An 11,906-nucleotide genomic window follows, 5' to 3' on the forward strand; every position below is an offset into this window, starting at 1 on the left:
GATCTTTTTCAAGATAGTATATTTAGAATTCACCAGTAATTTCTCCGTCACTACGGTGGGCCAGCCGTTGAAACAGCCCTGACTGGTGAGAAGAATCTGAGTTTCGAAAATCTATTTTGTCAGACAGGAAATGAACCGAGCCGTCAGCGAACAGAAAATTTGCTCCCCCCGGATGATGGCTGCTGAAATTGGCAGATCCCGTTCCATCACAGTCAATATTGACCGACACGCTTCGTTGATTGAGGGGATAAAATGCCGTGCCTAACACCATCTGATTATCAATAAAGCCACAATCATTGACCGAGTTGACTCCTGGCCAGACAGCAGCATAATTTTTCCAGCTTCGCTCACCTAGAACAAACGTATTACTGGTTCCATCGGTGATATGATGCCAGGAAACTCGTGTGTTACGTCCTAACACACCGTTTCCTTTAAAGTCTTCGTCAGACCAATCACTTTGCTTTGGTTTCCAGATACTACCCAGCGAACCGACGTAATTTGATTTACCAATTTTGGTCGGCATCGTCGTCACAGGGGGAGGATCTGGAGTCGGTTCTGGTTCGGTATCATCTGTAGGATCAGGATCAGAGTCAGGAAAAGGAAAAGGGAATGGTTTTGGTTTAGGCTTTGGTTTTGGTACAGGGAAAGGAATGGGGGGACGGGCATGAGCGATTACAGAAATCCCTGAGAAACCACGGGATACAGAAGGAGTAAGATATACCCACATTAATTCAGAAGAAGCATGATTGTTTAAGTCGTTCTCTGGTTCTGGTTTTGTCTGCGTGAGATATTGCGGAACCAACAATTGCCGATAGGAATGAGAAAGAGAAGAACCGGAATCGGAGGGACACAAGAAAATCGATAACTCCGTCTGGTAGAAGCGTATCATATTTGGGTCTACAACCGACTCAGTCAGGGATTGCTTCTCAAGATTGATAGTGTCGTAAAGAGGCCGTTTTTCCAGATAAGGTAACAGGAACGCACCCCAGGCCCAGCTTTTGGCATATTGATCCTGACTTAACTCTGCTGTGTATCCAGGTGGAAAACACCCGTGAGATTTCGAATACAAATGCATGCCCAGACCCAGCTGCTTCAAATGGTTCGCACAACTTGCCCTACGCGCAGCTTCTCTCGCCTGTTGCATAGCCGGTAATAGCAATGCAATTAAGATTGACATGATGGTTATGGCAACAAGCAATTCGACTACGGTTAATCCACGACAGCCTGTTTTTGTTTCAGGTCGATTTGTCTGCATTTCTCTATGCCCGCGTTAGATAAAAAATCAAAGTTTTTCTCGCACGTGTCGAGATCATGAAAGGATCTCGACTCCATGCAGATGTAGAGTGTCCTCATCTAGAAATTTTCACCATCACCTCATCCGAAGAAGAGCCTGATAGAGAACACATTTGATAGAGGCTCAATATAAAATAGTGACATCATTCCTATTTTATTAATCATATTGCATAATTGATGCATCAGTATAATACGATTATTAGCAAATTGATTGCAATAAAATTATAGTAAGATTTGTGAACTATTCGAGATAGGCCCGTAATCAAGTTATTTGATCGAAAGGCCAGAATTCATCGATTCGTTGATCTGGTATCGATCGATAAATGAGCTCAGTTTAAATCTCTCAGGTATGCGTCAGCCATCCGACGATGTGTGTGGTGGATTTCAGAAACTAAACGCCGTACTTCGTCCTGTTCCTCGTCCTCGACCTCATGCTCAAGTAGTTCAAGTTTTTCTCGAAGAAGGAGGGCTTTCCAGTGGTGGTATTCACTGAGATTCCATTTTCTTAAATAGACGCCCACCTCCAGCTTGCGTGTCCAGTCATCATAGTTTTCGATCCAGTATTTCGAATGTGATTTATTCCCAGACAGAGCACCGGAAAGGGCCTCTGTTTTGGCAATCCCCATTTCTTCGAAGACAACATCCGGCGCCGGGTAATAGGAAAAGCAGCCGACACCGCTGGCTATGATCAAACCAACGAGAATTAATAATCCCAGAACCGGCCCAGGAATCACAACGTCATATTTACCAGTACGAACAGGTTCCGTTTTCATCAGCCAGCTTTCGATACGTGAGTGTCTGTCAAAGAATCTCAGGGCAAAGCCTGCTAGAATCAAGCAGCCAAGAATACCCGCTGAATAAATTTCATAAGGGTCGACGACATGTCCCAACTTCTGTTTTGCGGTGATATAAAAGTCGGTCGTTCCCGAACTAAAAGGCTGGCAATAGATATCGAACGCATGCGTGTGGTCCGACGGCTCAATATGCGTCGGAAAGAGAGGTTTTTCCACTCCATATGCCAGACCGATGATGATCAGTAACAGGAGAGAAAACCAGACAATCGTCTTTTTCCAGTTATAATTTCGAATGATCCAGACAACCAGTCCCAAGTTCACTCCGGCACCGAGCACCAGCAGAATGAACGCAGCCCCGACCGAGTTGGCGTGCTGAAACATCGACCCCAGTTGAGACATCGCCAGCATGGGAGTGGCGTAAACGGGAATCGCAACCCCGGTCATCAGCAGTGGGGCATAGGGGTTGTCATAATTGACCGATCTCTGCAAACTGCTTTGTGGTAAAACCACGCCTAATAATGCGACACCTGCCAGTCCGATTATAATATAAATCAAGCTGGCCCCCGACGCCTCTTTGACAGCGCTGACCCCAACTGAGATCATACGCTTAATTCCGTAGGGAATCGCCTGGTCATCGGCGGGTAATGCAGTTTTTTCGGGAAAGAGCCTGTCCCAAATAGTCCCCACGGCAGTAACGATCAACAGCGAGAACAGTGCAAAGGCCAGAATCGTTACCGGTTCAGAGAGAGTCAGACCGTAAAGTAACGAGAGCGGGTTAAACAGAGGAGCGGCCATTGCAAAAGCAATGATGGTGCCCCCTGCCAGTCCTGATCTTTTTAACTGTCGGGCAACGGGAATGACACCCAGCGAGCAGACCGGGAGCAGCATTCCAATGCCCCATGCTCGAACCAGGGACGATCTGGTTCCTTCACCAAACAGCTTTCTGGTCTCTGCTGAACCAAAAAAACGCTGAAAGATTGCTGCAATAAACAGGCCGGCGAGTATAAAGGGCGATGCTTCAAATAAACATTGCACAAACCGAAGTGCGAATCCCCAGAGAATATATTCTAACATGTTGTTGTCTCAGAATAGTAGTAAATGGATAAAAAAGACTTTCAGCATGAGGTTTAATGATTGAACTGATTCATTTCGGAGCGCGCGGTAAATTCGTTTAAGTTCTTGACCAGGAGAAAGTATTGATCAACCAATTCTGAATCTGCAGTGGTGAGGTCAATCTGCTGAAAGATAGTATTTAATTGGGTTGAAAGCTGTTTCACTTCGTTCCACTCTCGATGTTTCAGCTCACTGTCTGCCGCCATTTCAGGGATCCAGGCAATGATCTCTGCAAGCTCCTGTGTTTTAACCTGACTTTCCTCAGCCTGATTATTTTCCAGCAGCCATTTCATCCGAGTTTTAATTTCACTCACTGTGGCAGAAAAAGACTCGGGCTTATGTTCCGGAATGTGGTGCTCAAGATGCTCCTCTTCCGCAGCAGACTGAGTCGTCTGTATGCATCCGGCTTGTAGTGAAATCAAGAGACCACAAAAACACAATATCGTAATGATGGCAAATCGTTTTTCCATGAGAGGTTGGTGATGTGTTTTAATTGCAAATTATGGATAAGAATAAGAACGAAACGATTGAAGAGACTGCATTCCGTTGTTGTGAGTGAATACATCATCCGAAGAAGTTCCAGGGACTTAAGTAACTCTCCCCTGAGAGATCCCGATTATGGTCCATGATGTCTAACCAGAAACACCTGCAACTCAAGTAATGGGGAGACTTGGAATTACATTCTCTTCACTAAACGATTATTTCCTTCCACTCATTGTCAAGTCAACATGCAAATGCAAATAAATTGCAATATTAACATGATTGTTAGTAGCAAATCGAATCTAAACAGTGCTCTTTAAGAGATAACGAAAATAATGCGCCTACAAACATGTATAAAGGCACTTAGAACCAGGCGAGAGATCGCCAGAAATAGTGGAAGGCAAAGACGGACAGAAAAACAGCGTAGCCGGGAGCACGCAGGACATGAATTTCAAAATGGCGCGTGCTTATTTGTTGCAGCAAAATGAAAATGAAAGTCATGAGAAAAATCGTAAGCATTGCCTGCCAGCCATAAATCATTCCACACAAAATGAACGAATAATTTACGCTGTTTAAGTGTGTAAAATCTGACAACCCGGTTTTTCTGATGATCCAAACGAGAACAGGAGCAAACAGCGCTCCGGAAACCGTGCCAAAGAATAATGAGATCAGCACATCACTACGGTGAGGAGCGTGCACAGAATGAAGAGTCGATTTGAGGGGGATCAGGTCCGGCCAGATCAGAATAGCGATCAACACGATGCATAAACATGTCAGTAGTGAAGAAATCGGGATGCGAAAGCCATCCGCATTAATTAACGCCCAGCCCAATAGGGAAGTCAGCATGAAACAGTGCAAGAGGTACAACCGGACCAGATCCCATTTCGTATAAAACAGAATCCAAAGCACACCGTTGTAAAGGTTGGGCTCTCGAAAGGGAATATTCGCACCACCTGAAATGAGTTCTCGAAAATAGAGTATTAAAAAAATAGCCGCTACAGAAAACTCGACCAATGGATATCGGATATTAATGGGTGCCTGGCAGTCACGGCACCGCCCCTTGAGACGAAGCCAGCTTATGAGGGGAATATTGTCAGAGAGTTTTATGGGTGAGCCACATGCTGGACATGAAGATCGACTGAATGTGAGAGGAAGCTTTCTGGGTACGCGATAAACAATGACATTCAGATAGCTGCCAACCGCTGCACCGAGCGCAAAAAACGAAACCGTTGCAAACAGGCTTGTAGCATACAAGAGAATCAGATCGTAAAGGGACTGATCTTCCAGCTCGTTTGACGAGGCCGTGCTTTGTAGTGTCGAGTCGTCAGAGAAAAATTCAATCGTAGGAAGAAACAGAAAAAAAACGATCAATAACACAGATAACGAACATATTAACAGCTTAAACATCGGAAATGATGGTCTGTTCTGCATTTTGATATCGTTAGTTTTCTGGAGCTAATTTGAATAGATCTAATAGAAGCAGGATCAGAACCATTACTGCGACAACAGGAGCGGAAAAAGGCCCATGATAGAACAAGTTTGTTTCTGAAGTTTTTTCTGCATAAAAGAATGTGAAACACAACAGAATCAGAACCAGTAAATGAAATACCATATTCTGAAAACGATTCTGAGAGTTAACAGCTGTTTTTAAGACGATCCATAAGTTACTTATAAATAGCACTACTGCAAAATAGGGTTCTGTTATCTGCAGTGCCCAGAATAGACAGCCCAGGATCGCGCTCATCATCAATATCATATTTGTATATTCGATGAACATCTCGCGATCTACTTCGCCAAAGGGAGTCCAGCTTGAGGAAATGCAGAATGTCTATTAAACAGCCGCCATACCACGTTTGAGCCACCTGAAGAAAGCACTTCAACTGCTATCTGTATTTGATTTCGTTTGTAAGATACTAAAGCTGAGCATAATAAACATTGATATAAATTGCAATTATTTTGCATATGTATTTATTGTGTGAATTAATATAATCAAATGAGAACGCAATCAGATTAGTTTTAGAGACTTACCAAACTGTAATGAGACTGCCGTTGATCGCTGAGACTTTCATGACCGTTTGGCTTTCTGGATCAAAAAGAGGCACGTCGAGTTGTATTTATCGAGTTCGATTGCAAAACTCTACATGATTCATCCCACTCAATTTGGAGTGGAGAATCGTGTAATGCATTAGCACTGCCAGGTCAGTCGCGTATCGCAGTCATCTCAAATCAGGGACTTACATGGACTCTTAATCCTCATACAGTCAGTAATCCAGTTTAATGCGTCTTGATTTTGAACAAGTGATCCAAAAGCTTTCAATACTGGCCAGACTCCGCGAATTCGATCCTCAAATTATTGGTACTCCACCACTCGGGATCGAACTTGAAACCAGCGACATAGACATTGCCTGCTCAGCCAATGATCTTGCGCGCTTCAAAGATGTAGCATCAATCGAATTCAGCACATTTAACAATTTTCAATGCCGCAATTCCAATTTGCAGAATCAAAACTCGGTCGTCGTTCAATTCCAGGCATATGATTGGGAGATTGAGCTGTTCTGCCAAACGATTCCCACAAATCAACAGTGGGGTGTTCGGCATTTCAACATCGAACAACGACTCCTCAATCTCGAACCAAAGTTAAGAAGCATCGTACTGCAACTCAAACAACAAGGGCTGAAAACCGAACCAGCATTTGCGCGTGCCCTTGAATTGCCGGGAGATCCTTATGCGTCGATTCTAAACCTTGAGAATATGAATGACGCCGAATTGGCACATCTGATTACCAACAGGTCGTAACGATTTTTACCCCCCCCACAAAACAAACCACCAATAAAACGCTGGTACAATTTCCAGATCCTAATAAATCATGGGACCAGAATTTGGTGAACTGCAGTCTGGATTGTAAGATCAACCGTCGGGGCTCAGTATCACTGTTGTGAGTGAAATTGGTCTTTCGAATTACCGAGTGCTAGCGCACTGTCGCTCATGGGACTGTTTGATCGCTTTGAAATTTGCGCACTATTGAATGTCACTGTCATGACAATTCGGCTTTTTACTACCACGAAATTCACGAAAAACTACGACGCTGCCGTCGTCATTGGTGTGATATTAAAAAGATAACCGGAGTCTGATATTGCCCAACAAACATCACACTCGTAGGGGGCGACCCATGTGTCGCCCCGCCTCACGACGTTCCATCGATTCACTCCCAAAATGGAACCTCGCAAATCATCCGCTCGACGCACCACAATCACACCAACCCTGACGGGCAAACACGTGGGTTTGCCCCTACGTATACTCAATGACCATTCTGTTTCGTCAAGTCTGTTACCAGTCGCCCCCAATGAACTGTCGCTGATAGAATTTCGTGAGTTTCGTGTCTTTCGTGGTAGTCCTGATTTCATTTTGTTTAGAGGAACGCGTTTTGTGCACTTCCCAATTTTCAGCTAGGGGTAATGGGCGCTATTCGGTATGGTGTGGGTTGTTGCTCGTTGGCTTCTTTCAGCAGGCTCTGGTAGGCGGCTTCCAGTTCTTCGTCGGACATGTTTTGGATGTCGTCCGGGGTCAGGTTGAGTTGCCAGAGGTTGCCGCGGGATTGGATCGGTTTGTCGAGGCCTAACAGCTTATCGATGCGTTCGCGGGCGCGGAGGCGTTCGCGTTGGGTGGACTTGGCATCGTTGATCACACTGACATAGAAGAAAAACGATTCAGCACGTAACTGTTCAATCGGTACTTCTAAACGTTCCATCATCTCGCGGCGGGCACGGGTGATATAACGATCAATCGAACGTGTGGAAAGATTGAATTCCAGATTAATGGCTCGTTTGATCTCTAAAAGATGTTTTCCGAGACTGAGTAAATGTTTTACAAGCTGCACTAATTGAATTTGCTGTTCTCTGGTGAGCTTTGTTTTCCCTTGAGAGGTTAGGTTGGTCATGTTCGTCATTCCTTTATTTAAACGCGAGCTTTCTTTGTTGAGTGAGACTCATCATGCCCAATGGCACACACGGGTCAACAGAAAGATTTGCGCAGTTTTGTCTGAGATGTGGTACGAAATCGCGGTTTGGTTTCACTTGCGGATTCAGAAAGCGTGCTCAAAAGGAGTGACTCGGTACGAGACATGGAGAACCAGTTCTGGTATTTCAGGTGAAAATGTGGAAAAAACGATGCTTTTTCGCATGCACAAACTGAGGTGGTGCGCGGCGAGCAGTGCTCAGAAAAACGCGCCTCGCGCGCGCGACGCAGAATCAGGGAGTTTCGAGAACGGCGCGACGACGTCAAGTGCAAAAAATTCACCGGGGTGCCGCACGAAAGGGAAGAGGAAAACTCGTCGCGAGTGTGTCAAGCGAATCTTAGTGTGGTGGTGATCTTTATGAACTTATTAAACCAGTTCACGCATGACCTTATACGCATTATTGTCAACCAGATAACGAGGCCGTCCTTGCAGATCGGTGACGGTGGTCGTTTCCACGTTGATTCCCAGATTGTGATACAGGGTGGCAAAGACTTCCTGGAAATGGACCGGACGGTCTTCTGCGTATTCGCCCAATCTGTTGGTCGAACCGATGACCTGCCCCGTCTTCATGCCGCCACCGGCCAGGAGCGCGGTCGAGACACGCGGCCAATGATCGCGGCCTGCATTCGGATTGATCTTGGGAGTCCGTCCGAATTCACCCCAGACAACAACGGTCACATCGTCGAGCATGCCTCGATTTTCAAGGTCTTCGATCAACGCGGTGACCCCCTGATCCAACATTGGCATGTCCTGTCGTCCGCGTTTGAAGTTGCCGCCATGCCAGTCCCAGCGACTGAAGGCAAGCGTCACGCAGCGGGCACCCGCTTCGATCAAGCGACGGGCGGTCAAGAAATCATCAAGCAGTTTCGGTCCACCGTCGGCGGCTTTTTTCGCGGTTCCTCTGCCATAGCGATCGCGGAGTTTCTGATCTTCTTTTGTGATGTCTAATGCATCCGCCAACTTACTGGAGGTTAAGATGCCGAACGCCTGCTCTGTAAATGAATCGAGACCTTTCATCATTCCCGAAGCATCGACCTGGCTGCGGAAACGATCGAGTGAACCGAGCACCTGTTTCCGATTGTCGAGACGATCCAGGGTAATGCCGTTGAGCGTCATGTCTGCCATGCCTTCGCCGTTGGGGCGGAAGGGCGCGTGTGACAAGCCAAGAAAACCGGGCTCGCCGGCACGTGACCAGGGCATGTGGCCCATTTTGGGAGACAGCCCGAGGAACGCAGGTACCGCAGGATCAACGGCTCCATATTTATGTGAAAGTACAGATCCCAAACAAGGCCAACCGCCGAGTGGCTGGTTATTGAAACGTTGGCCGGAGAGACACTGGAATGCATCGTGCCGTCCGTCCGAACCAACCATAGAACGAATGAAAGCAAACTTGTCGGCCATTTGTGCCATGCGCGGAAATTGATCGCCAATTTCAATGCCGGAGACGTTGGTTTGAATCGCGTTGAATTCGCCACGGATTTCACTGGGCGCGTCAACTTTAATATCCCACATATCCTGATGAGGAGGGCCACCGGGCAAGAAGATCATAATGATCCCCTTGTGTTGTTTCTTTTGCGGCGTTGCTGATTCGGCCTGGAGCAACTGTGGAAGAGACATTCCGCCTAAAGCAAGACCACCAATCTGCAGAAAATTTCTGCGAGTGATCCGATCACAAAATTGACTTTTCTGAGAACCCAAGATCTTCAGCATGGTTTCAGGTCTCCAAATTCAACACGGTGGGATGTTTAAAGGTAGGGATGACTAGCTATTTGGTATCCATCTCAACAAATCTAGTTAGCCATATAAAAATATCGGCGAACCTTTATGAATTAGTATAGACGATTTTGATTAGAAATCCAGCGCAGATTGTAAGATGTGTATAATTTGTCCAGTATTATTCCTATATTCGGAAACGTCGATGCGGGGTATCTCAGGCAGCGATTCAAAGCTGGTATCTGACTTCTCAGTGTCGAACCAGGCAATCAAAGTGGGGGTCATCGATTGGGGAGTGGTTTCTGAGGCTTCCCAATGACAAAAAGCCACTTGAGGATAATGTCGTTTTAATTCTTGAATGATGGCCGCAGTTTCTTCAGCAGGTAAGCCAGCCAGTGAGAACACGAAGGGCCGTTTCAGCAAACGTTGTTGTAGTTTTTTGATCGTCACTTTTTTAATGGGGTGTATGACTTCGGGAGCGATTTCTGTAAGTGGGTCGAGTACAAAACGGCGATACCAGAACGCGGGATGAGGAATCAGCAAGCCCGCGGTTTCTAAAACAACTTGATCGTAGAGGAGGAGATCCAGATCGAGTGTACGCGCACTCCAACGGACTTCCCGAGTGCGGCCCATTTCTGTTTCCACGGTCTGTAATTCTGCCAGCATCGCTTCGGGTGAAAGCGTCGTCTTCAGATGTGCGGCCCCGTTTAAAAAGGTATCATTGGTTTGATTGCCTACAGGTGCCGTCTCAATCCATTGACTGGTCTTGATCAGTGAGACCTCAGGATGCTGGTTGAGTCGATCCAGCGCATGGGCAAAGGTTTCCCGCACGTTTCCCTGATTTCCTCCCAAAGCGATAAAGCAGTCAGGCATACCAGTTCTCTGAACCTGGAAATGAGTGGTTTTGTTCTACGATAGCTGTTTCATCAGTCAACGAATCAGTGTAATTCCAGAAAACACGGGTTTCAACAAGCTCTGCGCAATTAATAAAGAGATCGCACAGAACTCACACTGAGAGGTGAGACAAACATCTTTTCGATCGAAACAAGATGGCAGGCAGAACGTCGTCCACTTGAATCAGCCGTGATTTTCCAGTTCTGTCTTGGCATTTTCAAACATGGAATTCGTTTGATTTCCGACAGCGGCGATTCCAGCGATACAAGCCATCAATATCGCGGCCAACATGACAGCATACTCTACAGAGGTCGGACCATCTTCTTCACGAATAAAACGTTTCAGAAATTTCATATCTACGACCTCTCAAACAAACAGGAATATGGTGTATCATCGCCAGCCGACATCATGAGCACGACGCTGGCGTAATTTCTCTGTCAAAGTGCCTTCGCTATACATTAAATCTACCTCATGTTTGAAATCGGTCTCGGTAAAATTTGGAAAAGTTGTTATAAAATTATGGAAATCCGGATCGAATTCCGATTTTTCCAGGGGGAATTTCCGGGATTGTCTGTTGGGACTCTCTTCAGACTGGCATAATCGTCGATTCCCTGTCACAATAAGCGGCACAGCGTGGCTCCCAATTTCTGAATGATCAGAAGCAGACAGGAGTTAGGTCTGTAGGAATCGTTTCGTTTCTCCCCATTTTATGAACTCTATTGGATAGGATACAATTGTTATGGCCAAAGAAGAGGCCATTGAAGTCGAAGGTACAGTGACAGAAGCACTGGCAAATACTCAATTTCGAGTAGAACTGGAAAACGGTCACCAGGTTCTGGCTCACGTGGCAGGTAAGATGCGAAAACACTTTATCCGGATTGTTCCCGGAGATAAAGTGGTTGTTGAAGTCTCGCCTTACGATCTGAACCGTGGACGTATTGTCTATCGAGAACGATAGTCGGCACGCATCTGCCATCCGTTCTTTTCCCATACGAAGTGCAGATTCATTCACTCGTTCGATGTGATTCTTTGCTTAATTAATTCTGTACTCGTGTGACATTCGTTATAATCTCCTTGTGAAACCTGCGCCGTAATATTATGCCAGATCAGTCAGCGAATACGGAGCCGCTTCCCTTTGTGCAAATCTATACCGATGGTGCCTGCCGAGGGAACCCGGGACCAGGAGGTTGGGGAATTATTCTGCGACATCCCTCTACCGGGACCGAGAAAGAGTTTTCCGGGGGAGAAGCTGTTACCACCAATAACCAAATGGAATTGCAGGCGGTGATTTCTGGCCTGGAATTACTGACGCGCACTTCACGAGTCGAAATTATTACGGACAGCGTTTATGTGGCAAAAGGATCTCAAGAATGGATGCCAAACTGGAAAAAAAATAACTGGAGACGCCGCGAAGGCAAGAGTTGGAAACCAGTGAAAAATGAAGAACTCTGGCGAAAACTAGATACACTGCTGGAGCAGCATGAAGTCAAGTTCACCACAATTAAAGGCCACAGTGGTCATCCGGAAAACGAACGTTGCGATGAACTGGCGGTTGACTACGCGTTGAAACTGCAGAATCAGTCTGATTTGTAACCATATGGTTC

The 11,906-nt window shown here is 46.1% G+C and carries 12 protein-coding genes; 4 read left to right on the top strand and 8 right to left on the bottom strand.

Annotated elements, in window-relative coordinates; genetic code table 11:
* Nucleotides 1-22: 22 nt before the first annotated feature.
* The 4 genes from V202x_RS04465 to V202x_RS04480 all read right to left on the bottom strand — a co-directional run bounded on the left by V202x_RS04465 (nt 23) and on the right by V202x_RS04480 (nt 5,111).
* Nucleotides 23-1,255 (bottom strand): DUF1559 domain-containing protein, encoded by a 1,233-nt coding sequence (locus V202x_RS04465; RefSeq protein ID WP_145171593.1) that lies wholly within the window; start codon nt 1,253-1,255, stop codon nt 23-25.
* Between the two features lie 367 nt (nt 1,256-1,622).
* Nucleotides 1,623-3,161 carry a permease gene (locus V202x_RS04470; protein ID WP_145171595.1) on the bottom strand — a complete coding sequence of 513 codons (1,539 nt, stop codon included), beginning with the start codon at nt 3,159-3,161 and terminating at the stop codon, nt 1,623-1,625.
* Between the two features lie 53 nt (nt 3,162-3,214).
* Nucleotides 3,215-3,670, bottom strand: a complete 456-nt coding sequence (locus tag V202x_RS04475) for a hypothetical protein (RefSeq protein WP_145171597.1) — start codon at nt 3,668-3,670, stop codon at nt 3,215-3,217.
* Between the two features lie 373 nt (nt 3,671-4,043).
* Complete coding sequence (locus V202x_RS04480; RefSeq protein WP_145171599.1) at nt 4,044-5,111, bottom strand: A24 family peptidase; 1,068 nt, start codon at nt 5,109-5,111, stop codon at nt 4,044-4,046.
* A gap of 846 nt (nt 5,112-5,957) precedes the next feature.
* On the opposite strand from V202x_RS04480, the gene V202x_RS04485 reads away from it, so the two are divergent.
* Together V202x_RS04485 and V202x_RS04490 are read left to right on the top strand one after the other, a co-directional pair.
* Nucleotides 5,958-6,476: a DUF4269 domain-containing protein gene (locus V202x_RS04485; protein WP_145171601.1), complete on the top strand. Its 519-nt coding sequence runs from the start codon at nt 5,958-5,960 to the stop codon at nt 6,474-6,476.
* A 375-nt stretch (nt 6,477-6,851) separates the two neighbouring features.
* Nucleotides 6,852-7,130, top strand: a complete 279-nt coding sequence (locus tag V202x_RS04490; RefSeq protein ID WP_145171603.1) for a hypothetical protein — start codon at nt 6,852-6,854, stop codon at nt 7,128-7,130.
* Here V202x_RS04490 and V202x_RS04495 read toward each other — a convergent pair.
* The 4 genes from V202x_RS04495 to V202x_RS04515 all read right to left on the bottom strand — a co-directional run bounded on the left by V202x_RS04495 (nt 7,123) and on the right by V202x_RS04515 (nt 10,656).
* The gene (locus tag V202x_RS04495; RefSeq protein WP_145171605.1) at nt 7,123-7,617 is read right to left on the bottom strand and encodes a hypothetical protein; all 495 of its coding nucleotides are present in this window, start codon (nt 7,615-7,617) and stop codon (nt 7,123-7,125) included. The genes V202x_RS04490 and V202x_RS04495 overlap by 8 nt on opposite strands.
* Before the next feature lie 444 nt (nt 7,618-8,061).
* Complete coding sequence (locus tag V202x_RS04505) at nt 8,062-9,405, bottom strand: DUF1501 domain-containing protein (RefSeq protein ID WP_145171609.1); 1,344 nt, start codon at nt 9,403-9,405, stop codon at nt 8,062-8,064.
* Nucleotides 9,406-9,543: 138 nt separating this feature from the next.
* On the bottom strand, nt 9,544-10,281 hold the full coding sequence (gene folK / locus V202x_RS04510) for a 2-amino-4-hydroxy-6-hydroxymethyldihydropteridine diphosphokinase (RefSeq protein ID WP_145171611.1): 738 nt from the start codon (nt 10,279-10,281) through the stop codon (nt 9,544-9,546).
* 204 nt (nt 10,282-10,485) lie between these two features.
* Nucleotides 10,486-10,656, bottom strand: coding sequence for a Flp family type IVb pilin (locus tag V202x_RS04515; protein WP_145171613.1), 171 nt, complete (start codon nt 10,654-10,656; stop codon nt 10,486-10,488).
* A gap of 385 nt (nt 10,657-11,041) precedes the next feature.
* Between V202x_RS04515 and infA the strand changes: the two genes are divergently transcribed.
* Together infA and rnhA are read left to right on the top strand one after the other, a co-directional pair.
* The gene (gene infA / locus V202x_RS04520; protein ID WP_002643979.1) at nt 11,042-11,260 is read left to right on the top strand and encodes a translation initiation factor IF-1; all 219 of its coding nucleotides are present in this window, start codon (nt 11,042-11,044) and stop codon (nt 11,258-11,260) included.
* Nucleotides 11,261-11,400: 140 nt separating this feature from the next.
* On the top strand, nt 11,401-11,895 hold the full coding sequence (gene rnhA, locus V202x_RS04525; RefSeq protein ID WP_145171615.1) for a ribonuclease HI: 495 nt from the start codon (nt 11,401-11,403) through the stop codon (nt 11,893-11,895).
* The last annotated feature ends 11 nt before the right edge of the window (nt 11,896-11,906 follow it).

This window comes from Gimesia aquarii (genome assembly GCF_007748175.1).
Lineage (GTDB): Bacteria > Planctomycetota > Planctomycetia > Planctomycetales > Planctomycetaceae > Gimesia > Gimesia aquarii_A.

Coding starts and splice junctions, on each gene's coding strand:
- V202x_RS04465 (WP_145171593.1), bottom strand. CDS start 1,255: ATGCAGACAAATCGACCTGAAACAAAAACAGGCTGTCGTGGATTAACC.
- V202x_RS04480 (WP_145171599.1), bottom strand. CDS start 5,111: ATGCAGAACAGACCATCATTTCCGATGTTTAAGCTGTTAATATGTTCG.
- V202x_RS04470 (WP_145171595.1), bottom strand. CDS start 3,161: ATGTTAGAATATATTCTCTGGGGATTCGCACTTCGGTTTGTGCAATGT.
- V202x_RS04515 (WP_145171613.1), bottom strand. CDS start 10,656: ATGAAATTTCTGAAACGTTTTATTCGTGAAGAAGATGGTCCGACCTCT.
- infA (WP_002643979.1), top strand. CDS start 11,042: ATGGCCAAAGAAGAGGCCATTGAAGTCGAAGGTACAGTGACAGAAGCA.
- V202x_RS04475 (WP_145171597.1), bottom strand. CDS start 3,670: ATGGAAAAACGATTTGCCATCATTACGATATTGTGTTTTTGTGGTCTC.
- folK (WP_145171611.1), bottom strand. CDS start 10,281: ATGCCTGACTGCTTTATCGCTTTGGGAGGAAATCAGGGAAACGTGCGG.
- rnhA (WP_145171615.1), top strand. CDS start 11,401: ATGCCAGATCAGTCAGCGAATACGGAGCCGCTTCCCTTTGTGCAAATC.
- V202x_RS04495 (WP_145171605.1), bottom strand. CDS start 7,617: ATGACCAACCTAACCTCTCAAGGGAAAACAAAGCTCACCAGAGAACAG.
- V202x_RS04505 (WP_145171609.1), bottom strand. CDS start 9,405: ATGCTGAAGATCTTGGGTTCTCAGAAAAGTCAATTTTGTGATCGGATC.
- V202x_RS04485 (WP_145171601.1), top strand. CDS start 5,958: ATGCGTCTTGATTTTGAACAAGTGATCCAAAAGCTTTCAATACTGGCC.